The following is a 22524-nucleotide window of genomic DNA, read 5'->3' on the forward strand; positions in this document are numbered from 1 at the left end:
ATGTCTGTAGAACGTGCCACTATGGCCTTTGCCGGATTTATGGTGATGTTGTCATTACTGTTAACCGCCACTGTCCATCACAATTTTGTATGGCTAACTCTGTTTGTTGGCGCTAACCTGTTTCAGAGTGCTTTTACCGGCTTTTGTCCTGCCAGCATGCTGATGCGTAAATTCGGTATGAAAACGGAGGCTGAACAGGCCAAGGCCCACTGAATAAGGAATGCAAGTGAAGATAATAACCCGTACCCAGCGCCAATTCCTGTGGCTGACCACTCTGCTGTTTGCTGTACTGCTGAGCCTCAGCGTTCGCGCCGAGCAGATGGTTCCCGAGGTGGCGCTGACCAAGGTCGCCCAGGGCGCCATGCTGGTGGATGTCAGAACCCCGGAGGAATACGCAGAGGGACATCTGCCAGAGGCGGTTAATATCCCCTTTGAACAGATAGCCGAAGCCTTTGCCAAACAGGGCATTGCCAAGGACACCCCGGTAGTTGTTTACTGCCGTAGCGGTCGCCGCTCAGGTATTGCCAAAGAGTCGCTGGAAAAAGCCGGTTATCAGGAAGTCTACAATGGTGGCGGCTATGATAGCCTCAAGGCCAGCGCCGGCAACTAGCTGACCAGATAACCATTAAGTACTGCGCCACTCATGCAACCGGGCCCACTCAAGTGGGCCTTTTTACGAAATAAGTAGCACAAATAATTAACAAAAAGCCAAAAACCAAGATAACGTGCAAGTGTCAAATTTGCACACTCAGTCAAAAAGTCGCCTTTACCCCATACTAAAGTCTCCTTTTCGCAACGATTATTCTCCAGAATAATTACTTATGCCAAATTAGAATAAGAGACATAATTAAAGTTATAAATCAATCAATTATATCTTTCACGTATCTCAGGGCTCAATCAAACCTCATATCGAATCTTATTCAAACCCGGCAAAATTTCATGCACCCGCCACTGATACATTTAGTAACAGCAACACCTAAAATGAATTTTTATTCACAAAAAGTGAAATACAACCAAACTGAAATAGAACGTCATTCCGTTAACATATGTTTTACATGACTTTTTCATAGCGGTAGATTGCAAATGGGTCATTTCAGTGAATGCTGAAGTGCCCGAGGACAATAAACCAAGATCTGTTACACGGAAGACAAGTATGAAAAAAATAACAAATAAACAGCTGGCCCTGAGTCTGTCCATGCTGGCCCTGGCAGTCTCTGCCGGTGTTCATGGCGCACCTTTCAAGCCTCAAGCCAATGATCTGTCACAGCAGTCGCCCCTGCCCAAGCGCTATATCGTTAAGTTCAAGGACAACAACGGCCTGCAAACCATGAGTGGCCAAAGCGAACTGAATCAGGTATTCGGCCAGCACAGAGCGCTTAACGGCGTTAAGGCTCGCGAAATGAAGCGCATTGGTCGCAGCCACAGCTACAGCGTCAAGTTGGATAACCCCGGACTCAAGGCGCTGCGTGCCCGCACCGATGTGGAGTATGTTGAAGAAGATATGCCCCGCCGCTTGTTGAGTGAAACCACGCCCTGGGGTCAAACCTATGTCGGCGCGACTCAGTTGGCCGATAACCTCAGCGGTAATCGCACCATATGTATCATAGACTCCGGCTATGATCGTGCTCACCAGGATCTCAGTGGCAACAATGTCACAGGTACCAACAACTCGGGCACCGGAAACTGGTTCGAGCCGGGCAATAACAATGCCCACGGAACCCACGTTGCCGGCACCATAGCCGCCATCGCCAACAATGAAGGCGTGGTTGGGGTGATGCCGAATCAGAACGCCAATATCCATGTGATCAAGGTATTCAACGAGTCAGGTTGGGGTTACTCCTCTTCACTGGTATCCGCCGTGGATACCTGTGTCGACAATGGCGCCAATGTGGTCACCATGAGCCTGGGTGGCTCAGGATCCAGCACCACTGAGCGCAATGCCATGACCAACCACTTTAACAATGGCGTGCTCTTGATTGCTGCGGCCGGTAACGATGGCAACAACACCCACAGCTACCCGGCTTCCTATGATGCGGTAATGTCGGTGGCCTCGGTCGACAGCAACAAAAACCATTCGGCCTTCTCCCAGTACACCAATCAGGTCGAAATCTCCGGCCCGGGTGAAGCAATCCTCTCAACCGTGACTCGCGGCGAAGGACGTCTGGCTGATATTGTCATTGCCGGTCAGTCGCTGTTTGCCGAAGGGGTGGTGCCTCACAACCGCTTTGTACCATCGGGAAGCAACTATGTGCCCTCGCCCATCAGCGCCAGTGCCAGCGGCGAACTGGCCGAGTGTGACACCAGCGGCGGCAACTACAACTGCGGCAACATGACAGGCAAAGTCTGTTTGGTGCAGCGTTTGGAAAACCAAGGTGCCGGTTATCCCGAGATCAATGCGGTTCGCGCCTGTAACAACGCCGGTGCGGCAGCGACTATTGTCTACTCCAACAGCGATCTGCCCGGACTGCAAAACCCCTTTCTGGTGGACTCAAACACTGAATTGACCAAGGCTTCTGTGTCTGTAGACCGTGAAACCGGTCTGGCGCTGCGTAACCAAATCGGTCAGCAGGCCAGCGTATCCAACACCACTGGCGAAGACTATGAGTACTACAACGGTACTTCCATGGCGACGCCACACGTATCCGGCGTCGCAACTCTGGTATGGAGCTATCACACTGAGTGTAGTGCCGCCCAGGTGCGTCAGGCGCTGAAAGCCACCGCCGAAGATCTGGATGTCCCCGGTCGTGACGATCGCACCGGCTATGGTCTGGTCAATGCCGTGGCTGCCAAGGAATATCTGGATGCCTCCTGTAATGGCCCGAGCGATCCCGGCACACCAAGCGATGGTCAGTTGGAAAACGGTGTGGCAGTCAACAACCTTAGTGGTGCCAAAGACGATGAACTGCACTTCTTCCTCGATGTGCCTGCCGGCGCTTCCAACCTCAGCTTCAACCTGAGTGGCGGCACAGGTGATGCCGACCTTTACATGCAGTACGGCGCGGCTCCAACCACCAGCAGCTTTGATTGTCGCCCCTGGAAAGGCGGCAACACTGAAAGCTGTTCGGTCAACAGCCCTCAAGCCGGTACTTACTATGTGATGGTTCGCGGTTACAGCAGCTTCAGCGGTGCCAGCCTGGTGGCTAGCTACACAGGCTCAAGCAGCACCAATCCAGGTGGCGGCGCAGCGAGCTACACCAATGGTGATAATGCCAATATTCCCGACAACAACAGCACAGGCATTACCAGCCCCATCAGCGTCAGCCGCAGCGGTGATTCGGGTGTGGTCACTGTAGATGTCAGCATAGTGCACCCTTACATTGGCGATCTGCAGGTTGAACTGCACAGCCCCAATGGCCAGATTGCCGTGCTGCACGACAACACAGGCAAAGGCACCGACAATATCAACCAGAGCTATTCGGTCGATATGACAGGTGTCGAGTCCAGTGGTACCTGGTTGCTCAAGGCCGTCGACTCGGGTCGCCGTGACGTAGGCTACATCGACAGCTGGTCACTGCACTTTAAATAATCTCTCTTTCAAGGGGCCGCTACGGCCCCTTTTTCCTCTCTCTATGGTTTCCCTTGGCTGAAGAGCTGCCGGACAGTTTGACGCGACTTTTTCAACCTTTTTGCAAGGCATTTGAAAAGTTTCTCGGTTATACTGGCGCCGCTTTTATAACACCAGCTACCAAGGCCCATTCATGACAGCTTCCGATTCCCCTCAAGCCAACAAAGATCCCCTGCACGGCTTGACCCTCAAGGCGATACTCACAGAGATGGTGGAGCAGTACGGCTTTGATGGCCTGGCACAAAGGATAAAAGTGCGCTGCTTCAGCCATGATCCCAGTATCAAATCGAGCCTGACCTTTTTGCGAAAGACCCAATGGGCCAGGGAAAAACTGGAACGTCTCTATCTGACCAGTAAGGGCTTGCCCATTCCGCCTCACCTGCTGGGCAGTTCAACCCCGGCAGCACGGGAAAAACCAACCAAACAAACCTGTGCCGACAAGCCTCAAACCAATGCCCATATCTGGGGTAAAAAGAGCGACTAGGCAGATACTGATACAGCACGCAACCCGCTATATTTTTAACCAATTTTGTCTCAAAGCTGCTAAAGTTCTTCCCCTTGCAGCCGATAATTCGTTATCGACTATCAGCACGAACAGATGCCGCTAGGGAGTTTAATGATGAACATTGCAGGCTTAGGTCAAATCGCCACTCAGGGAACCGGTCCCCGCAGCCTGAGTGAAGTCACAGTGGCCGACAAAGACGCAGCCAAGGAAAGCGCTGCCACAAGTTCGGACAGCCAGGATAAAGTGAATATCTCTTCTGCCGGTCGCAAGGCGCTGGCGGATGATATAGGTGGTCAGCTGTATAGGAACAATTCGGAGCAAACCTCAGAAGCGCAGAAAGCCGCCGAGGAAGATACCTCGGATATGTCTGAAATTGACAAGAAGATTAAAGAGCTGCAGGACAAGCTCAAAGAGTTGCAGCAGCAGCTACAGCAACTGAATGGTGATGATTCTGAAGCGGCCGAGATAGAGCGTAAGTTGCTGCAGGATCAGATTGCCGCCGTCAGTGGTCAGTTGGTCGCCCTGCTCAACGAGAAAGCCCGCCAGGACAAGAACGCCGCCACTGAGGGCTGATGCGGCTCAGATGGGCATGCTGAACACCAGGCGCCAGATCTCCAGCCCGTCACCACTACGGTAACTGATCCCCAATCTGTCTATGCCAAGCACTGGCTTGGCAAGGGCCAGGGTGGCGCCCAACTCAATACTGCCGGACACCAAGGTATCCTGGTTGAGATCGCCGGCAAACTGTAACTGGTCAAAATACCAATAACCCAAAGCAAACACCCTGGGCTGCATCTGTAACCCCTGCCAGGACCAGTGATAAGGCAAACCGATATCCACTCCGGTTTGCAATACGGAAAAGCTCTGGCTGATGCTGAACGCCCGTTCACTGTAGGCGGCAAATTTCAGTCGGGTCACCCACAGAGAATCTGCCTGCCACAGCTCAAAATGACGCAAGCCACTGATGCCGGCTGCCATGATGGCGACATTACCGCCTTGGTCAAAATTACTGCCAAAACCGAGATCGCCATAGGCCTCCATGCGCCAGTTTTCATCCAGACGCCAACGCTTTTCAAAGCCTGGGGTCACGGTCAGGGTACCAACACTGGAAGGCAATTCGAACTCACCGGCATCTTCAAGGCTATAGTTGAAAAAGCCTACAGAGATGGGCAGGCGCAGCAAGAACTCCGAGTCCTCACTCTGCTCCAGCGTAAAGTCCAGCGGTAAGCTGATGACGGTAGCATCCTGTTCGGACGCGCGATAGACCCCGCTGCCCAGATAGCTGCCAAAAGCATAGTGGGAGTTGTCCGGCGGCCGGGCGTGGCCGGGGGACTCTTGGGCAAGGATTGGGGCTGCAAGCAGCAAAAGCCCCAGGGAAGACACACTCAATAAACCAACTTGGGTTGATGCTTTCCCCGGTGACTTCATCTTTGCCGACTCAGTCCTGATGACCTTCGGTGAAATGATACTCAGACATCATATGGCCAAGCTCAGTAGACTTGGTCTTGAGGTAGGCTTCGTTGTAACGGTTTTTGCCCACCTGCAGCGGCACCCGCTCGACAACTTCCATGCCGACATCTTTCATCGCCTGCACCTTGCGCGGATTATTGGTCATCAACCTAACCTTGTGAACGCCAATTTTTTCCAGCATGGGCGCAATCATATCGTACTTGCGCATATCGGCCGGAAAGCCCAGACGCTCGTTGGCTTCCACTGTATTGGCGCCATCGTCCTGCAACTCGTAGGCTCGAATTTTGTTCAACAGCCCTATGCCACGACCTTCCTGACGCAGGTAGAGAATAAAGCCCTGACCGGCTTCGGCGACATTTTGCATCGCGGTCTGCAGTTGAAAGCCGCAGTCGCAGCGCAGGCTGAACAGGGCATCTCCGGTGAGACATTCCGAATGGATCCGTCCCAGCATGGGTTTATCGGCTTGGAGCTCACCAAAAGTCAGCGCCACGTGCTCTTTACCGGTTTCGGTATCCTCGAAACCATGCATGGCAAACACCCCCCAAGGGGTTGGCAATTTGGCGGTGGCGATAAATTTAATAGACATGAATTAACCTTAACGACTGCTCTCATTCCCTGAGACGGTTAACATCCCTCAAAATCAAGATAATAGTGAAGCGTGCTCAGTACTCAGGCCGGTCATTTTATGCGTTTTTACCACCGACCGGAATACCCAAGTAAATTCATTGGTTATTATCTGCTGTCACGGCGGCAGTTAAAATGCCTTGGGTGCAAACCCGGTAACGGCAGTAATACCCATTTCTCTGCCCAGCGCTGTCATGGGATGCACAACGACCAAACCCCGGACAGACTTCTTGAGTTTGCCCATGTCGGCCTGTTCGGCTTTGGTGAGTTCGCGGCTAAAAGGCAGATCGCGAATAGACTGTCCCTGCTTGCCAAGCTGCCGACTCTGCTGGCCCTTGATGGCTGCAATCCGCTTGTTGACGGCGGCGATTTCCCGCTGAAACTGGGCAATGATAGGACCATCGCCACGTTGCTCTGCGGCGGCCAATTTACGGCGATACTGATCCAGCTTATCGTTGAGCTGTTGCAGCTCCTGCTTCAAATTCATTCTGTTACCTTACAAAATCCCGGCACCCTGAGAATGGACGGCCTGGTTGCCGTAAATGTGCCGGACAGAAGTATAACAGCAACTCAAGCCCAGGTGACGGGGTTTTTTAGCAGGGAAAAGCAATTGTGTTAACCAGTTTTCACTTTTGTACTTACTGAGGGTCGTTGAGCAGATGTATCACCTGGTTGGCCGAACCACGAAACTTCAGCGACGGATCCGCTTGCTCCTGCACGAATTTGCCATCCACCAACACATGAATAAGCCCGAGCAATTCCCGCTGCGCCGGACTGAGTTCATCGAGACGATAACCAGTCCAGAGCCAGACATCCTTTCCAGGGCATTCGTCCCGCACCCGCAGCAACAAGGCCTTGATGGCGTCAAGATTGCCCGGAAACAGTGGGTCACCACCTGAAAGTGACAAGCCCCTTCTCGGGATCCGGCTGTCATTGAGATCGGCAATGATCCTGTCAGACATCGCCTGGTCGAAAGGATGCCCGGAGCGGGGATCCCAGGTTGACTGGTTATAACAACCCCGGCACTGATGTTCACAACCGGAGACAAACAGAGTTACCCGGGTGCCCGGTCCATTGACCACATCCACGGGGTAATACTGATGATAGTTCATAGCGATATCCACAAGGCGCCCCTAGAGGCGCCTATAAAACAGTTTGTCGTTAAAGGTGCTTAACCCGACGCTTGACTTCTTCCTGCTTGCCATGGTTGAAGGGTCTGGCATCCGGGCTGCCGAGATAACCGCAAACCCTGCGGGTCACAGACACCCGACTGGGCTCATGGTTGCCACACTTGGGACAGGTAAAGCCCTTGCTGGTACAGATAAACTCACCGGTAAAGCCACAGTCGTAACACTCATCTATTGGTGTGTTGGTTCCATAATAAGGCACCCGGCTGTAGCTGTAGTCCCAGACATTCTCCAGCGCTTCCAGGTTGTGCTGCATATTCGGGTATTCGCCATAGCAGATGAAACCACCATTGGCGAGCTCGGGATACGGCTGTTCGAAGTCGAGTTTGTCGTAAGGATTCACCTTTTTCTCCACATCCAGGTGGAAGCTGTTGGTGTAATAGCCCTTGTCGGTAACACCATCAACCAGGCCAAAGCTCTTGGCATCCAGCTTGGCAAAACGGCTGCACAGGCTCTCGCTCGGTGTACTGTAGAGGCTGAAACCATAACCGGTTTCCTCTTTCCAGCGCACTGTAGCCGCCTTGAGGTGAGCCACTATGGCAACCGCTTTCTGCCTCAATGTTTCATCGTCAAACACATGGGTGTCTGTACCATAAAGCGCATTGATTGTCTCATGCAGGCCTATATAGCCCAGAGAGATGGAAGCTCGGCCGTTTTTGAAGATTTCGGCAATATTGTCATCACCGCGCAGACGCACTCCGCAAGCCCCTTCCATATAGAGAATGGGCGCCACTCTGGCCTTGACGTTGGCAAGGCGTTCGATGCGGGTATCCAGCGCCTTGCGGGCCATCTCCAGCCTTAGATCCAAAATGCGATAAAACTCGGCTTCATCACCCTTGGCTTCCAGCGCCACCCTCGGCAAGTTCAGGCTGACTACGCCTAAGTTGTTGCGACCTTCATGCAGCAGCTCGCCGTTTTCCTCATAGGTGCCAAGGAAACTGCGACACCCCATAGGAGTCTTGAATGAGCCAGTAACCTTGACCACCTGCTCATAGTTGAGAATATCCGGATACATGCGGATGCTGGCACACTCGAGCGCCAACTGCTTGATGTCGTAGTTGCAGTCGCCGGCCTTATGGTTGATACCATCACGAATGGCAAACACCAACTTGGGGAAAACCGCTGTCTTGCGGTTCTTGCCAAGGCCTTCCATGCGGATCCGCAAAATAGACTCTTGGATCAGCCTCGACTCCCAGCTGGTACCCAAACCGAAACCGAAGGTAACAAAAGGCGTCTGACCATTGGCGGTATGCAGGGTATTGACCTCATATTCCAGCGACTGGAAGGCGTCGTGACACTCTTTCTTGGTCTGCTCTGTGGCAAACGCCTTGGCATCGGTAATCCCCCACTTGAGCGCAGTTTGATAATGCTTGTCGTAGCTCTTGGCCACAAAAGGGGCCAACACTTCATCTATGCGGTTGATTGTGGTTCCGCCATAAATATGGCTGGCGACCTGGGCGATGATCTGCGCGGTAACTGCGGTCGCAGTCGAGATGGATTTTGGTGTCTCAATCTCAGCATTACCCATCTTGAACCCTTGGGTCAACATGCCACCGAGATCGATCAGCATACAGTTGAACATAGGGAAGAAAGGCGAATAGTCGAGATCGTGATAGTGGATCTCACCGGCCTCATGGGCGGCAACCACATCCTTGGGCAGGATATGATGTTTGGCATAATGTTTGGCGACAATACCGGCTAGGAGATCCCTCTGGGTGGGGATCACCTTGGAGTCTTTATTGGCATTTTCGTTGAGCAAGGTCGCGTTGCTCTGCTCGACCAGGCCGCGGATCTCCAGATTCAGTCGGCTGCTGGATTCACGGCAGATATCTCTGTCGTGACGATATTCAATGTAGCTACGGGCCACTTGTTTGTACGGCCCTTCCATCAACAGGTTTTCGACCCTGTCCTGCAACTCCTGGATATTGACCTCAGCCTTGTCGGTTACCGCCTGGGTGACCAGCGCTGCGACTGTGGCCGCATAGTCCACATCTTCTATACCGCAGTGGCTAGAGGCTGCCAGCACCGCATCCCTTATCCTTGTTTCATCGAACTGAGTACGGCACCCGTCCCGCTTAATCACTACCGGCATTTCTCTAATCTCCATGTTGTTTATTTAACACCATATATAGTGGTGTTTTATTAACCAAGCACAATATGTAGAGAATTAAGCGACAAATCGCTCTTCAATACCATGATCTGGATCATGGTATTGAAGAGGATGAACAACACTATGGGATTAGTGCCAACGAGCACAACTTGTGGAGATTTTTCCCTTGACCGAGACCCAAACGGCCGCTAGTCAGTACCTCTTTGCCAAGGCCAGATAACTATTGATTTGCCCACTGCCCTGCTGCTGGCTGCCTATGGCTGCTGCGGTGCGCATCAGAGCGCTGACACCACTGAGCCGGGATAACAGTTGAGGATCTTGCAGTGCGGAATCGGCCTTGGCCGCTAGCTTGTTGCTGTTGTTCTCTGCGCTCTCGGCAGTTTGGTTTTCTCCCTTGAGCACGGCGTCCAACTGAGCTGCCACCTTGTTGGCCGCCAAAGAGCTCGATGGGGTATACATCATCCCCATATTGCCCATCAGGCTGTCCGCCCCCTTGAGTGCATTGAGCAAAGGGCTTTGACTGGCCTGTTGTCTGAGCAAACCAATCTGGCCTTGAATAAACTCCTTGAGGCTGGCGTTATCCTTGGTATCAACTCCCATCAGGCCGCTGCCCTGCAATCTGGCCATCTGGCTTTCAGACAACAGCCCTTCGTCGCCGAGGCGCGCCAGCAGCTTGGGTAAATCGGCACTGCTGAACTGGCCTGAGCCGAAAAATTCCTTGGCCAACTCCTGCACCCGCGCGGCTCTTTTACCATCGTTGGAGAGGGATATGCTGTCCTGCCCTATGTTTGCCGAGGCTGAACCCTGGCTCTTGCTGTCATTGACCGTTTCAGTGTCGACAACCGAGAGGCCGCTGCCGCTGGTAAGACGATTGTTGACGCCATAGGCATCGACCCCGGACAATCTGGGATCCACAGAGGAATGGATAGGCTGCATGTCAGTTTTCCGTCATATCGACGCCCAAGCGGTTGTTTTTAAGACAAGATTGTCAAAAAATCGCCCTTGAAGCGCCTTGATGCTGATGATGTGCTGACTATGCAGGAAGTGTGCCCATACCAAGCTCTAACAAAAAGCGCCTGTTTCAGAGACGCCCCAACGCCGCATCAATCAGATGCGAGGCCTGCTGCACCGCCTTCTCACCGGCGGCAATGGCTTCGCTGGCACGGTGAAACTCCATGGTGCCTATGTCAGACACCTTGGGCACGATACAGATATCCGGTGGATCCCCCATCAAGCGCGCGCGCTTGTGGCGCTGCTCCAGAATATCCATCGACTGTGACATCACAGCCAACATGCCGGGTTCGGCCTTATTGCCGAGGGAGAACTTGTCGGTCAGGCCGGAAATATAATCCTTGCCCTTGGCCAACAGATCCATAAAACCGTTCTCGGAGGAATGCCCCACCACTTTGTTCTGTAATGAGTGCTCTTCACTGTTGAGTGCCACCGGCAGTACCTGCAACTGTTCGCGCCTGTGACCATGCAGATCGACACCTATCACCAAACTGGCCCCCATGGCTCTGGCCACAGACACGGGAATGGGATTCACCACTGCGCCATCCACCAACCAACGATGACCCTGACGCACCGGCGACATGATCCCCGGCATGGAGCAGGAAGCCCTGACAGCCTGGCGCAAGTCGCCCTGACGGAACCAGATCTCCTGCCCTGAGTAGAGGTCGGTCGACACCGCTGTAAAGGGATATTTGAGCTCCTCAATCAAGAGATCGCCGATGCGGTCCTGAATGGCATTGAACACCTTGTCACCACTGATGAGCCCGCCCCGGCCCCAGCTGATATCCATCAATCCCAACACGTCCCAACTGGAAAAACTGCGCACCCAGTCTTCCAGTTCTTCGAGACGCTCATTGGCATAGGCCGCACCGACCAGGGCACCTATGGATGAACCGGCCACCTTGGCCGGATGCACCCCCATGGCTGCCAGACCTTTGAGTACTCCTATGTGGGCCCATCCTTTGGCGGCGCCACTTCCGAGGGCAATACCGATACAAGGGTTATGACTCTGCGCCATCCTCTCTCCTTAAAAAACTCCAAGCTATGCCATTCAGCCAAAGCAGCATACACCCGAAGCCGGAGCGGCTCCAGATTTTATCCGGCAGGCTTTCAGGCATGAGCTTGCGACCTTTTTAAGCAAAAGTCGCCGCTGTTTCGACACTCCTTTGACTAAATACATGCCCAGCGCCACAAAAGCCGTTATAATATGCGGTCGTTTTTATTGAGGAGCTTACCTTTGCATTTTTCCGATTTTTCGCTGGATCAGCGTCTGCTGCAAACCCTTAAGCATATGGGTATCGACGAGCCTACCGAAATTCAGCGTGAAGCGATTCCCGTAGCGCTGGCCGGGAAAGACCTGATGGCCTCATCCAAGACGGGCTCGGGAAAGACCTTGGCCTTTTTGCTGCCGGCAATGCAAAGGGTGATCTCCACCAAGGCACTCAGCAAGCGCGATCCCAGGGTACTGATACTCCTGCCGACACGTGAGCTGGCCAACCAGGTCTACGCCCAGCTGCGTCTGTTGGTTGCCAATACCCAATATAGAGCCATCAGTGTGCTTGGCGGGGAAAACTTCAACGATCAGGCCAAGGCGCTGGCGCGGGATCCACACTTTATCGTCGCCACCCCGGGACGGATTGCCGACCACCTGTCACAACGCCATCTGTATCTGGAAGGGCTGGAACTGCTTATTCTTGACGAAGCCGACCGCATGCTGGATCTCGGCTTTGCCCCGCAACTCAAGGCAATCAACGACGCTGCCAACCATAGACGGCGTCAAACCCTGATGTTCTCGGCCACTCTGGAACATGAAGAGGTCAATGACATCGCCGCCACCTTGCTCAATGATCCACTGCACGTAGCCATTGGCGCCGCCAATGCCGAGCATCAGGACATACACCAGCGTATTTTCCTCTGTGACCATCTGGATCATAAAGAGGCGCTGCTGACTGAGCTGCTAAAGCGCGAGCAACAGCGCCAGGTGATCATCTTCACCGCCACCCGCCAGGATACCGACAGATTAGCCGAGAAGCTCAAGCAAGAAGGCTACAGCGCCGTGGCGCTCAGTGGTGAACTGCGCCAAAGCGCCCGCAACCAGATAATGGATCAGTTCAGCCGTGGCCAGCAGCAAATTCTGGTGACAACCGACGTCGCCTCCCGCGGTCTGGATCTGGTGAATGTGTCCTTGGTGGTCAACTTCGACATGCCCAAATTCGCCGAAGAATATGTCCACCGTATCGGCCGTACCGGCCGCGCCGGTGCCAAGGGCGACGCCCTGTCTCTGGTGGGTCCCAAGGACTGGTTCAACTTCAAGAAGCTGCAGAACTTTCTCGGTCGCCGCTTCGAGCTCAGTACCCTTGAGGGGCTAGAACCCAAATTCAGTGGCCTTGCCGATCCCAAGCGCCAGAGCAGCAAACCCAAGAACGCCAAGGCCAGCAAGCCCAAGGGCCGCAGCAAGACAGCGGCTAAACCGGGCAAGGCCAAGTCCGGCAGAGACAAACGCTTTATTACCGGGGTGGATGTGGGCGATGCCCCTATGAGGCGTAAACCCGCTCCAGTAGATAACGGCGATGAAAGCGGCTCCGAGTCATAAGATTAACATTAGCCGCCGGTGCGGCATGATGAACCACAAGGAATACCATGAAAGTTTGTGCTGTTGAATTAAAAGGCGGCGAAGCCGTCATCTGTTTGCTGAGCGCCCAGGGTGACGTATTCAACGTCCCCGATTGCCGCCGTCACTCATTTACCTTGAGCAATCCTGCCAGCCAGGAAGCGATTAGGGAGTTCCAATTCGCCTTCAATAAGTTGATGGAAGACTATCAGGTCGAACACATAGTGATTATCGAGCGCGAATACAAGGGTAAGCTGGCCGGCAGCTCCGCCAGTTTCAAGTTCGAGGCAGCCATTCAACTGGGTAAGTTGCCGGTAACAATGCTGACACCTCAAAGCATTAAAGAGCAGCTGAAACGCAATCCACCGCAAGTGGACTTCAGCGGCCTGGAGCTGAAAAAGTTCCAGCAAAACGCCTTTGACGCCGCGTACGCCTTCCAGCAGATGCGGATCTACAAGAAGGTCTGAGCCCTTGAGCGGTTTTGATTATCTGGCCCACTACAGCGACGAGATAAAGCAGCAGGTTCAGCAGCTCAGGCAAGCGGGCAAGCTGGGAGAATACCTGCGAAAACGCCATCCCGAGCTACACCAGATCCGCAGTGATAAAGCGCTTTGGGACTATACCCAGGCGCTGAAGCAAACTTATCTGCGTCAATCAAACCCGCTTGCCAAAGTGTGTTTCGACGACAAGATCAGCCTCAGCCATCAGGCGCTGGGGCTGCATACCTACGCCGCCCGTAAGCAAGGGCACAAACTCAAGACCAAGAACGAAATCCGTATCTCCTCCCGCCTGAAACGGGCACCCGAAGCTTTTTTGCGTATGTTGGTGGTGCATGAGTTGGCGCACTTGAGGGAGAAAGAGCACAACAAGGCCTTCTACAAACTGTGCACCTATATAGAGCCTGACTACCATCAGTTGGAGTTTGAGCTCAGGATCTACCTCAGCTTGCTGGACGCCAACCAAGACCCCTACCCAATGTAAGTGTTAGAGCTGCATTCAAAAAGCCACTTGGTTATAAAAGTGCGGCTCCTGGGCTTCCTGTAATATATCCAGTTACTATCCAGCCGTTATTCGAAGCGGTTCCCGCCAAGACCTGCCCTCAAAAGACCCAAGCGTTATAAAATCAACCGCATATTGACTGATAATAGTTTTCATTTAAAATCAGCTTTAGTTTTTGGTATCTGCTTTTCAAACAGCCTTTCCAAAAGTTATCGTCAGTACCCTTCTGACAGCTTCTTTTGACCGGCCTTGGCACAGATGAAGATACCGGCAAGATGTGGAGTGGTTTATGCCCAAGATAAGCAAGCATGTTTCCAAGATATGCCATAAACAGGCCAATAAAGCGCTGAAAAAGACGCTGCCAGCACTTGGCAAGTCCAGCCGCAAACGCCTTGGCAAAGACTTGGTTAGCGCATTAGAGCAGCAACTGCCCACAGAACTCTCCCGGCAAAAGAAACTCAAGAAGCCACAAAAAAAACTGCTCAAGGCGGAACTGAAAAACCGTGCCGGCAGTTGGATTGCCGCCAATCAACCTTCTCTTGGGCAGCTTCACAGTCTAAAACCTCAGACCGGCAGCATGAGCTTTGCGCTGCGACCCTTTAAGAAATCCCCCTGTGGCGGCTGCCCGGCACTCAAGGGCAAACTGTGCCGCTGCGCCCTTAAGTATCAGCAGCGGCTACAGCAGGCAGGCTAACCCTTTCCGCTTCAAGAACCGTCCCGGCCTGCTGGGTTCACTGTCAGTCGTCGCTGATCAGATCGTCAAAACGTTTGTAGCCATGCAGGGAATCAAAGTCTTTCTCCTCCTTGGCCGCCTCACTGAGTGAGGCACTGAAACCCACAGCCAATTCCAGATCGGAAATCGCCTGCTCTTCCGAGCCCATACGGGTAAAGGCGCAGGCCCGCTGATAAAGTGCATTGGCGTTCTTGGGATCCACTTCCAACACCCGGTTACAGATGCTCAAGGCCCAATGATACTCGCCCATTTCCATGGCGGCATCGGCCTTGTAGGTTAAGGCCTCGAGATCGCCCGGACGTATTTTGAGGATATCGTTGTAGATCTCGATTCGCTGCTCCGGCGTCTGCGAATGTTGAGCACGGATCCACAGGTTGTGTATCTCGTTGATCCGCTCAATTTCCTTGTTGTTTTCAGTAATGATCCGGCTCTTGCGTTTCAGCTCACGTTCCATTTCCTGAAACTTTTTCTCATACTGGGCAGCAATCGCCTCCAGCTTCTCGTTGGCCATCTCCTGGGTTTTGTCGCGAATATCCTTGAGTGACTGCCAACCTACCAGAGCAATCAGTGACACCGCGGCAGCGATAAGATAGAAGAAGTAGGTCACAGTCACATTGGCATAGTTCATCGACTTGTCGGCCACCGCCAACTCTCGGTCGGTAATATCGACCGTGACCCGTTTTTCCAGCGACTGCATGTCTTGCCGTATCGACTTGAGCTCATCGAGCACATAGCGCTCCATCAAGGGCTTGTCGTAAATACTCTGCTCAGAATAGGGTTTTGGGGGCTCTTCGGCCGCCGTAACCGGCAACGCCAGGCTCATTAACATTAATACCAGTGCATGCCATAACTTCATTTTTCCTCCTGTTGCACTCAGGCTTTCTCCACACCCTAACAAATGGGCCTGGATGGGTAAAATTTGCTTATAAAAAAGCCAGCACCGTTGAGCGCTGGCTACTGCAAAACCAATAAGCGGATTTAACCGAGATCCATCATCATCTTGCGGGTACTGACCAATTGGCTGAACTCACGCATCTGCTCTTTGGAGAGTTGGCTGGCCATGGGGATATCCGCCTTCATTGGGTTGACTGGCCGACCATTAACATGAAATTCATAATGCAGATGCGGCCCGGTCGAGCGCCCGGTATTACCAGAAAGCGCAATAACCTGGCCACGGCTGACTCTCTGCCCCTTGTGCACCAAAGGTTTGGACAAGTGCAGATACCGGGTACGGTATTTGTTGCCGTGCTCTATCACTATATATTTACCGGCGAATCTGTGATTGGTTACCAGTGTCACCACACCGTCGCCCGGCGCCACTACCCTGGTGCCTATCGGCACTGCAAAGTCGGTACCGTTATGGGGTGAAACCCGCCCTGTGACCGGGTGACGGCGATTGGGGTTGAATGATGAGCTGATACGGTAACGTTTCTCCAGCGGGATCCGCTGAAATGCCCGCGCCAGGCTCTGACCTTTCTCATCATAGAAGTTGCCATCCGTGCTCTGAAACGCGGTGATTTCATTGCGGCCGTTTTGAATGCGTAATCCCAGCACCTGACTGACACCGGTCGACTCCCCTTCTATGTACTGATCATTCATCAGCACTGAAAAATGGTCACCGGCACGCAGATCCCGGGCAAAATTGAGCTTTTCCTTCAGCAGGCTCTCAATTTTTTGAATTTCGGCGGCGCTCAGGCCGACCCGCTGCGCCGAACGATAGAAAGACCCCTGGATTTCACCGCTGACAATCCGGTTTTGCCAGAAACCTTCGATGTTGATCTCTTCCACCCCATAGCCGCCATCGTCGAAGCGCTTGAACAGCACCTGATGTGCGGCGTTGAAGTAGAGTTCCAGCTGGGTAAGATTGCCCTGCTCATCGAGCCAGAAACGGATCCTGTTACCCGGTTGCAGGGTATCGAGTGCCAAGATATCCAAATCGGCTTCCAACACCTTGTACATGGTTTGCTGGCCGACACCTGCCTTTTGGAACAATACGCTGAGGGTGTCACCACTTTGGATAACACGTTCAAAATCCGGGCCGGCGACTTCAACAACCGAAGGCTCAGTGCCGACTTGAGGCAGCAGAGCTTCAATATCCAGATGCAAGGGAATACGTTGTGGGGTGACTTCGTGAGTTCCGGGCCAAAGCAGTGCCGCACCCACCAACAAACCTGAGCTGAGCAGCAGCTTCTTGTGAAAAGCGGGTAAGGCCTGCAAACGCATAGGGATCATACTCAACCAGGATATTCTATCTGTCTGCAACTGTTGCCTCACCGAGTTCAAACTGAAAAACCAATAGCTGGATCCCCTGTTTTCAAGGGGCCAGCTGCAAACTTATATCAAAAAAAGTCCCTGAGACAAGTATTATTCGCCAAAACCCCATGATTACTGGGTGAATTTCGGAATTGACCGACAAAATTGCCCCATTTGCATCAAACTGTAACCAGGCGAATACTGCTGCCCAGTGCATGCTTGTTGATATCAATACGGCAGCTTATCTGCTCTTTCATCTCGGATACGTGGGAGATAACCCCTATCATGCGGCCACTGGATTGCAGATCCATCAGGGTGCGAACCGCCAGCTCCAGCGAGTCCTGATCCAGACTGCCAAAGCCTTCATCGATAAACAGGGTATCGAGCTTGATACCGCCGGCGTAGGCCTGCACCACATCAGAGAGCCCCAGCGCCAGCGACAAGGCCGCCATAAAGCTCTCACCACCGCTGAGTGTGGCCACCGGACGCACTTTGGAGCTGTAAGCATCTTCCACCTCAAGCTCCAGACCGGAGGCCTTATTGCCCTTGGCCCTGTCCTCTTTGCGCAGCAAGCGGTAGCGGCCTTTGCTCATCAGCGCCAAACGGCGACTGGCCTCGAGCAGCACATCATCGAGCAAGACGCTGAGCACAAAGCGCTGCAGACTCACCTTGCTATGACTGTTGCCATTGGCCACATCACTCAGAGTGCCGATAAGGGCGTACTCTTGCTCCAGCGCCTGAGCGGCTAACGCTTCTTTATTGAGCTGGGCTTCTGTGCCTTTAAGGCTTTGCATTCGGTTGTTGAGCGTCTGCCAGGCATCCTCCGCCTCGGCGAGTTGCTGCTGCTGTTGCTGCCAGAGGCTTTCAAGCTGCCCAAGCTCAGGCAGGCTTTGTCCGGCGAGCCGCTCATCCATGGCTTTGAGCAGCGTCTGCTGCTCCGAGCGCTGAGTGCGCCAGGCCTCTATCTTCTCAGCCAATGCCTGCATCTGCGCTTCATCCAGCTGCGCCTGTTCCAACGCCTGACGGCCGGCAAATCCAGATTGTTTCAGGGCATCATCAAGCGTTTGTTGTGCTTTGATGGCAAACTGCTCGGCCCGGGCGTTGTCTTCACGGCTCGATGCCAATGCCTGCATCAGTGCCTTATGCTGGCTGACGGCCTCGGTATACTGTTGATTGATATCTTGTTGTTGTTGTTTGAGCTGTTGCCACTCACTCTGCTTTTGCTCAAGTTGCCGCGCCATCAGTTCAAGCGCCGCCTCGGCTGCCAAAGAATGATATTCATTGGGCAGAGCAGCAAGCGCCGTGTCTTTACGGGCACCCGCTAGACTCAACTGCTCTCTTAGCTGCTGCAACTGTTGTAATTGAGTCTCTCTGTGTTTGAGTCGCTGCTCCACTTGCTGCTCGGCCTGCTGCAATTGTTGCCTGCAGTTATTGAGGCGGGTTTGAGCAGCTTCGGCCTGTTGCAATTCATTGAGCAGCTGCCTGCGCCGGGACACAAGCCTGTCTATTTCCATAGTGAGATCGGCTTTGGCATAAGAGTCGGCATCCATTGCCGCATCAATCGTAGCATCAGTCTTAACATCAGCCATAACATCTGCTGCAGCACAGGCCTGTAGCTCAGCGCTCAAGCGCTGCAGTTCGAGCTGCAACTCCTCGGTTTGCCGCTTGATATTGCGATAATCGCTGCGGGCCGCCTCATGCCTTGCCGTGGCTTGCTGCTCGGCGTCTCTCGCTCGGTTGAGCTCGGTTTCACCCGGAATATCCTGCGCCATTTCGGCCGGTGCCGGATGTTCCAAGCCGCCGCATACAGGGCAAGGTTGCCCAGGCTGCAGCTTAGCCGCCAGAATAGCCGCCTGCCCTGTATGCCAGGCCAGTTGCAACCTTTGATGTTCCGTTTCGGCGCTCTGTCTTTCGGCCTTGCATTGATGACCATGGGCCTCGGCCTGCTGCAGGCCAGCTTGGGCTTGCTGCCATTTTTGCTTAATGTGCCCGAGCTGCTCCGTCTTCTCCAGGCGAGTGTTCAACGCCGCCAGTGCCTGATGCAACGGCCCTTGGCGCTCGGCGCTTGAGAATAGTTCGTTCGCCTCTGATTTAAGCTTTTGTTGTTGCTGCTGCCATTGTTCCAGCTCAGTGCGACTCTGCTGCTCTGCCCGCTCAAGGCGCCCAAACTCCACTAGGCCAAGCTCATGCTCCTCGGTCAGTTGCTTAAGCTCGTTAATAGCCGGCTGCAGCTTGTCGAGTTGTTCAAGCTCCCGTCGCAGCCTATTGCCGTGCTCATCCAACTCGGCGAGTGTAGCCTTATCATCTGTGGCCTGTTTCAGACGCTGCTCAGCGCTCTGCAACTGCCTGGCATAGTCAGCTTCCTTGGCTTTAGCCTGCTGCCACTCCTGCTGGCGAAACTGCAACTCTTTGAGGCTTGGCAGCAACTTTTCAGCCTTGCGGGCTTTCTCCAATGTCTGCTGGTGCAGCTCGATTTCAGCGCGCCGCTGCTCAAGCGCATCAAGCTGGGTTTGCAGCAGCTTGCGGCGCTCAAACTCGGCGGTTAACGCCTTGGCGTTATCGAGCGTCTTGGCACTCTGGGTCAAGGCATCGCTGGCTTTTTGTTTGTTACTTGTCGCTTCGGTCAAAGAGGGGGTCAGAGCGGCAATTTCCGCGGTCAACTGCTCGAGACTCTCGACACCGGCAGTTTCCAAAATCCCGGCGCGGCGTGATTGCAAGTCTCTGGCCTTTGCCTTGATTTCCAGCGCCTGCTGTTTGAGGCGCTCTTCAATGCGGCGGTAGATATGGGTTTGAAACAGCTGGCTGAAGATCTTTTCCCGCTCTTTAGAGTCCGCCAGCAAAAGCTCGCGGAACTTACCCTGGGGCAGCACCATCACCTGGCGAAACTGATCCACATCCAGGCCAGTCAACTCTTCGATGCAAGCGTTGGCATCCGTGACCTTGCTGGCCACCAGCAACTCTTCGGTGCCATCGGGCAACAGCCGCTTGAGTTCCGCCTCGCTCTTTTGCAGGGTAAAACCATCGCCGCGGCTTTTAGCTCTTTGCTGCTCGGGACAGCGGCGAATGCTGTAGCGTTTTTGCCCCAATTCAAAACTGAAATACACTTCGGTGAGCAGGCCGTCATCGGCATTATCGCAGCGCATCTGGCTGCCTTCCCGCTCGTTCCCTGTGGTTTTGCCGTACAGGGCAAAACAGATGGCATCCAGAATCGTGGTCTTGCCCGCCCCTGTGGGGCCATTGATCAGAAACAGCGGCTTGTCGCCCAGCTCGGTAAAGTCGATGCGCTGACAATCGGCGAAGGGGCCGAAGGCGCGCATTTCCAAAATCAGCGGTCTCATTGTTCCTGCTCCCTGTGCAACTCTTCAATCAAACGGCTCATGGTCTGCTGCTGCGCCTCTGTCATGGCCTCACCCTGTACCTGACTGAAAAAATCGCTGAACATGTCGAGCTCGCCTTTTTTGATTCTGTCGCGGCCAATCTCCTGCCCCTGCTGCCGGGACATCAGGCCCGTGCGCTCCAGATGCAGCACATTGGGATAGACGCCGCGCAGCTTGGCCATGGGATCCAGCAGCGCCTGGGTATCGAGCAGACGCACCATCAGGTAGTCCTCTCGCCCCGGATCTTTTTCGCCCTGTTGCAGCAGTTCATCGAGCAGGCCTTCAATCACCCTCACATCCCGCCTGGGTTTTAGCGCTAGCAGGGTGATTTTTGGGGTATGTCCTGCGTTCAGCTCCACCAGAGTCACGGATTTTTTCTGTTTGTGTTCACTGAAGGAATATTTCAGCGGCGAGCCCGAATAGCGCACGTGCTCGGCGCCCTTGTATTGCGGGCCATGCAGATGCCCGAGCGCCGCGTAGTCAAAGCCGCAAAAGAGTGCAGGGTCGATTTTATCGGCGCCGCCGATACTCAAGGGCCTCTCGGATTCAGACTCACTGCCGCCATCGAGGAAACAGTGGGCCACCACTACCTGGGGCAAGCCTTGGCTGTCGTGCGCCTGAACCTGATCCAGCAAGCAGGCCATCGCCTGCTGGTGACTGCTGGCATCCACCTCCAGCACATGCCTTACCTGCGCCGGCTCGGCATAGGGAATGGGATAGAAACAGGCATCGCCGTCACGGCCTTTGAGGATAAGCGGCTTAACTTGCGCTTGCAGCGGGCCGCTAATATAAAGGCCACTGGCGGCCATCTGCTGCGCCGCAAATCCAAGCCGCTCCTGGCCGTCGTGATTGCCGGCTATCATAAGCACAGGAATTTGATGCTCATTGAGCAGGGTATTGAGGAACTTATCCAGCAGGGCAACCGCGCTGGCAGGCGGGATCGAGCGGTCGTATATGTCACCGGCAACCACCAGGGCATCAACCTGATGCTCAGCGGCAAGCGCCACTATCTGCTCAAGCATATGAGCTTGCTCATCCAGCAGCGACTCGTTGTGCAGTTGCCGACCGATATGCCAGTCCGAGGTATGGATAAATTTCATTGGGCGCTAAGATTACAGGCGGATACGTGAGCCTTATGGTATGCAAAATCAATGCAATAGTATATGCGCCCGCCGAGGTTCTCCGGCCGAGTGCTTACCACTCAGCCGTATGCCTTATTTAGGTTTAAAAACTCCACTGATATTGATCGGCCAGCAGCTTGAGGCTCATGACCAGCGACATGACCACCACCAGCGGCTTGATGATCTTGCTGCCCTTGGTGATCACCAGACGTGAGCCCAGAGTCGCCCCGGCTGCCTGCCCTGCCAGCATCACCAATCCCAGCAGCCACACCACCTTGCCGCCGAGGGCAAAAAAGATGAGCGAAGCAATATTGGTGGAAAAATTCAGTACCTTGGCATGAGCCGTCGCCTTGGCCAGGCCGAAACCCGCCAAAGACACAAACGCCAGGGCAAAGAAGCTGCCGGTGCCCGGACCGAAAAAGCCATCATACAGACCCACCCCGAGTGCGGCGGTAAAGGCAAATACCCCCGGGGTCAGAACCCTGGCGCGGTCATCTTCGGTGATTTTCTTGGAAAACAGGAAGTAACAACCAATAGCCAAAATAAGAAACGGCAGCACCAACTCCAGCACACTGGCATCTATCAGCTGAACCAGAACCGTACCGACTGAGGCGCCGACAAAGGCGCAGCCAATTGCCAGTTTCATCTCCCCCAGCTTCACCATTCCCTTACGCACAAAGTAAAGACTGGCGAAGAAACTGCCACCACAGGCCTGTAGCTTGTTGGTACCGAGTGCCGCCGCCGGAGGCAGTCCGGCCCACATAAGCGCCGGAATAGTCAACAGACCACCGCCACCGGCGATAGAGTCAATAAAGCCCGCTACCAGGGCGACAAAAAACAGAACCGTAGCCAATTGCAGAGTGAGTTCAAATGCCATTTTTTATGTTGTCGAATACAGAGTTGAAGGATTGCTATTAGACGCAGTTTGCCCCCAAAAGGCAAAGGAGTTATTCTCGCC

General features: G+C 53.9%; 21 protein-coding genes. 9 read left to right on the forward strand and 12 right to left on the reverse strand.

The window, feature by feature from the left end:
• From ON072_RS05665 to ON072_RS05685, 5 genes are all read left to right on the forward strand, one after another.
• On the forward strand, window positions 1–213 hold the full coding sequence (locus ON072_RS05665; RefSeq protein ID WP_025011137.1) for a YgaP family membrane protein: 213 nt from the start codon (window positions 1–3) through the stop codon (window positions 211–213).
• Window positions 214–289: 76 nt separating this feature from the next.
• A complete protein-coding gene (locus ON072_RS05670; RefSeq protein ID WP_223828987.1) occupies window positions 290–610 on the forward strand; it encodes a rhodanese-like domain-containing protein in 321 nt (106 codons plus the stop codon).
• A 543-nt stretch (window positions 611–1153) separates the two neighbouring features.
• Window positions 1154–3526: a S8 family serine peptidase gene (locus tag ON072_RS05675; RefSeq protein WP_107353434.1), complete on the forward strand. Its 2373-nt coding sequence runs from the start codon at window positions 1154–1156 to the stop codon at window positions 3524–3526.
• 172 nt (window positions 3527–3698) lie between these two features.
• The gene (locus ON072_RS05680) at window positions 3699–4049 is read left to right on the forward strand and encodes a VF530 family protein (RefSeq protein ID WP_261752956.1); all 351 of its coding nucleotides are present in this window, start codon (window positions 3699–3701) and stop codon (window positions 4047–4049) included.
• Between the two features lie 132 nt (window positions 4050–4181).
• Complete coding sequence (locus ON072_RS05685) at window positions 4182–4643, forward strand: hypothetical protein (RefSeq protein ID WP_133087313.1); 462 nt, start codon at window positions 4182–4184, stop codon at window positions 4641–4643.
• A gap of 6 nt (window positions 4644–4649) precedes the next feature.
• Here the strand turns inward: ON072_RS05685 and ON072_RS05690 are convergent, their stop codons facing one another.
• The 7 genes from ON072_RS05690 to rssA form a co-directional block, all read right to left on the reverse strand.
• A complete protein-coding gene (locus ON072_RS05690) occupies window positions 4650–5453 on the reverse strand; it encodes a hypothetical protein (protein ID WP_308810766.1) in 804 nt (267 codons plus the stop codon).
• A gap of 55 nt (window positions 5454–5508) precedes the next feature.
• Window positions 5509–6126 carry a GTP cyclohydrolase II gene (ribA, locus tag ON072_RS05695; protein ID WP_025011143.1) on the reverse strand — a complete coding sequence of 206 codons (618 nt, stop codon included), beginning with the start codon at window positions 6124–6126 and terminating at the stop codon, window positions 5509–5511.
• 168 nt (window positions 6127–6294) lie between these two features.
• The gene (locus ON072_RS05700; RefSeq protein WP_025011144.1) at window positions 6295–6651 is read right to left on the reverse strand and encodes a YibL family ribosome-associated protein; all 357 of its coding nucleotides are present in this window, start codon (window positions 6649–6651) and stop codon (window positions 6295–6297) included.
• Window positions 6652–6802: 151 nt separating this feature from the next.
• A complete protein-coding gene (gene nrdG, locus ON072_RS05705) occupies window positions 6803–7276 on the reverse strand; it encodes an anaerobic ribonucleoside-triphosphate reductase-activating protein (RefSeq protein ID WP_025011145.1) in 474 nt (157 codons plus the stop codon).
• Window positions 7277–7325: 49 nt separating this feature from the next.
• Window positions 7326–9443, reverse strand: a complete 2118-nt coding sequence (gene nrdD, locus ON072_RS05710) for an anaerobic ribonucleoside-triphosphate reductase (RefSeq protein ID WP_025887167.1) — start codon at window positions 9441–9443, stop codon at window positions 7326–7328.
• A gap of 210 nt (window positions 9444–9653) precedes the next feature.
• A complete protein-coding gene (locus ON072_RS05715) occupies window positions 9654–10397 on the reverse strand; it encodes a hypothetical protein (protein WP_208163975.1) in 744 nt (247 codons plus the stop codon).
• Between the two features lie 145 nt (window positions 10398–10542).
• Complete coding sequence (gene rssA / locus ON072_RS05720; RefSeq protein ID WP_044734731.1) at window positions 10543–11490, reverse strand: patatin-like phospholipase RssA; 948 nt, start codon at window positions 11488–11490, stop codon at window positions 10543–10545.
• A 219-nt stretch (window positions 11491–11709) separates the two neighbouring features.
• Between rssA and ON072_RS05725 the strand changes: the two genes are divergently transcribed.
• The 4 genes from ON072_RS05725 (at window position 11710) to ON072_RS05740 (ending at window position 14776) form a co-directional block, all read left to right on the forward strand.
• Window positions 11710–13065 (forward strand): DEAD/DEAH box helicase, encoded by a 1356-nt coding sequence (locus tag ON072_RS05725; protein WP_096142662.1) that lies wholly within the window; start codon window positions 11710–11712, stop codon window positions 13063–13065.
• Between the two features lie 47 nt (window positions 13066–13112).
• On the forward strand, window positions 13113–13550 hold the full coding sequence (locus ON072_RS05730; RefSeq protein ID WP_025887164.1) for a DUF3010 family protein: 438 nt from the start codon (window positions 13113–13115) through the stop codon (window positions 13548–13550).
• Window positions 13551–13554: 4 nt separating this feature from the next.
• A complete protein-coding gene (locus tag ON072_RS05735; RefSeq protein WP_261752955.1) occupies window positions 13555–14064 on the forward strand; it encodes a M48 metallopeptidase family protein in 510 nt (169 codons plus the stop codon).
• Window positions 14065–14371: 307 nt separating this feature from the next.
• A complete protein-coding gene (locus ON072_RS05740; RefSeq protein ID WP_028780776.1) occupies window positions 14372–14776 on the forward strand; it encodes a hypothetical protein in 405 nt (134 codons plus the stop codon).
• 43 nt (window positions 14777–14819) lie between these two features.
• On the opposite strand, the gene ON072_RS05745 is transcribed toward ON072_RS05740, so the two are convergent.
• The 5 genes from ON072_RS05745 to ON072_RS05765 all read right to left on the reverse strand — a co-directional run bounded on the left by ON072_RS05745 (window position 14820) and on the right by ON072_RS05765 (window position 22443).
• On the reverse strand, window positions 14820–15671 hold the full coding sequence (locus ON072_RS05745; protein ID WP_025887162.1) for a TPR end-of-group domain-containing protein: 852 nt from the start codon (window positions 15669–15671) through the stop codon (window positions 14820–14822).
• Window positions 15672–15793: 122 nt separating this feature from the next.
• Complete coding sequence (locus ON072_RS05750) at window positions 15794–17077, reverse strand: peptidoglycan DD-metalloendopeptidase family protein (RefSeq protein ID WP_391564781.1); 1284 nt, start codon at window positions 17075–17077, stop codon at window positions 15794–15796.
• Between the two features lie 170 nt (window positions 17078–17247).
• A complete protein-coding gene (locus ON072_RS05755) occupies window positions 17248–20406 on the reverse strand; it encodes an AAA family ATPase (protein ID WP_261752954.1) in 3159 nt (1052 codons plus the stop codon).
• The gene (locus ON072_RS05760; protein WP_261752953.1) at window positions 20403–21545 is read right to left on the reverse strand and encodes an exonuclease SbcCD subunit D; all 1143 of its coding nucleotides are present in this window, start codon (window positions 21543–21545) and stop codon (window positions 20403–20405) included. Before ON072_RS05760 ends, ON072_RS05755 begins: the two co-directional genes overlap by 4 nt.
• A 124-nt stretch (window positions 21546–21669) precedes the next feature.
• Window positions 21670–22443: a TSUP family transporter gene (locus tag ON072_RS05765; RefSeq protein ID WP_044734738.1), complete on the reverse strand. Its 774-nt coding sequence runs from the start codon at window positions 22441–22443 to the stop codon at window positions 21670–21672.
• Between the last annotated feature and the right edge of the window lie 81 nt (window positions 22444–22524).

This window comes from Shewanella sp. K8 (assembly GCF_028823715.1).
Taxonomy (GTDB): domain Bacteria; phylum Pseudomonadota; class Gammaproteobacteria; order Enterobacterales; family Shewanellaceae; genus Shewanella; species Shewanella algae.

Excerpts from the sequence above, each read along its gene's own strand:
- ON072_RS05665 (WP_025011137.1), top strand. The coding sequence starts at position 1 with ATGTCTGTAGAACGTGCCACTATGGCCTTTGCCGGATTTATGGTGATG.
- ON072_RS05675 (WP_107353434.1), top strand. The coding sequence starts at position 1,154 with ATGAAAAAAATAACAAATAAACAGCTGGCCCTGAGTCTGTCCATGCTG.
- ON072_RS05680 (WP_261752956.1), top strand. The coding sequence starts at position 3,699 with ATGACAGCTTCCGATTCCCCTCAAGCCAACAAAGATCCCCTGCACGGC.
- ON072_RS05685 (WP_133087313.1), top strand. The coding sequence starts at position 4,182 with ATGATGAACATTGCAGGCTTAGGTCAAATCGCCACTCAGGGAACCGGT.
- ribA (WP_025011143.1), bottom strand. The coding sequence starts at position 6,126 with ATGTCTATTAAATTTATCGCCACCGCCAAATTGCCAACCCCTTGGGGG.
- ON072_RS05700 (WP_025011144.1), bottom strand. The coding sequence starts at position 6,651 with ATGAATTTGAAGCAGGAGCTGCAACAGCTCAACGATAAGCTGGATCAG.
- nrdG (WP_025011145.1), bottom strand. The coding sequence starts at position 7,276 with ATGAACTATCATCAGTATTACCCCGTGGATGTGGTCAATGGACCGGGC.
- nrdD (WP_025887167.1), bottom strand. The coding sequence starts at position 9,443 with ATGCCGGTAGTGATTAAGCGGGACGGGTGCCGTACTCAGTTCGATGAA.
- ON072_RS05715 (WP_208163975.1), bottom strand. The coding sequence starts at position 10,397 with ATGCAGCCTATCCATTCCTCTGTGGATCCCAGATTGTCCGGGGTCGAT.
- rssA (WP_044734731.1), bottom strand. The coding sequence starts at position 11,490 with ATGGCGCAGAGTCATAACCCTTGTATCGGTATTGCCCTCGGAAGTGGC.
- ON072_RS05730 (WP_025887164.1), top strand. The coding sequence starts at position 13,113 with ATGAAAGTTTGTGCTGTTGAATTAAAAGGCGGCGAAGCCGTCATCTGT.
- ON072_RS05740 (WP_028780776.1), top strand. The coding sequence starts at position 14,372 with ATGCCCAAGATAAGCAAGCATGTTTCCAAGATATGCCATAAACAGGCC.
- ON072_RS05745 (WP_025887162.1), bottom strand. The coding sequence starts at position 15,671 with ATGAAGTTATGGCATGCACTGGTATTAATGTTAATGAGCCTGGCGTTG.
- ON072_RS05755 (WP_261752954.1), bottom strand. The coding sequence starts at position 20,406 with ATGAGACCGCTGATTTTGGAAATGCGCGCCTTCGGCCCCTTCGCCGAT.
- ON072_RS05760 (WP_261752953.1), bottom strand. The coding sequence starts at position 21,545 with ATGAAATTTATCCATACCTCGGACTGGCATATCGGTCGGCAACTGCAC.
- ON072_RS05765 (WP_044734738.1), bottom strand. The coding sequence starts at position 22,443 with ATGGCATTTGAACTCACTCTGCAATTGGCTACGGTTCTGTTTTTTGTC.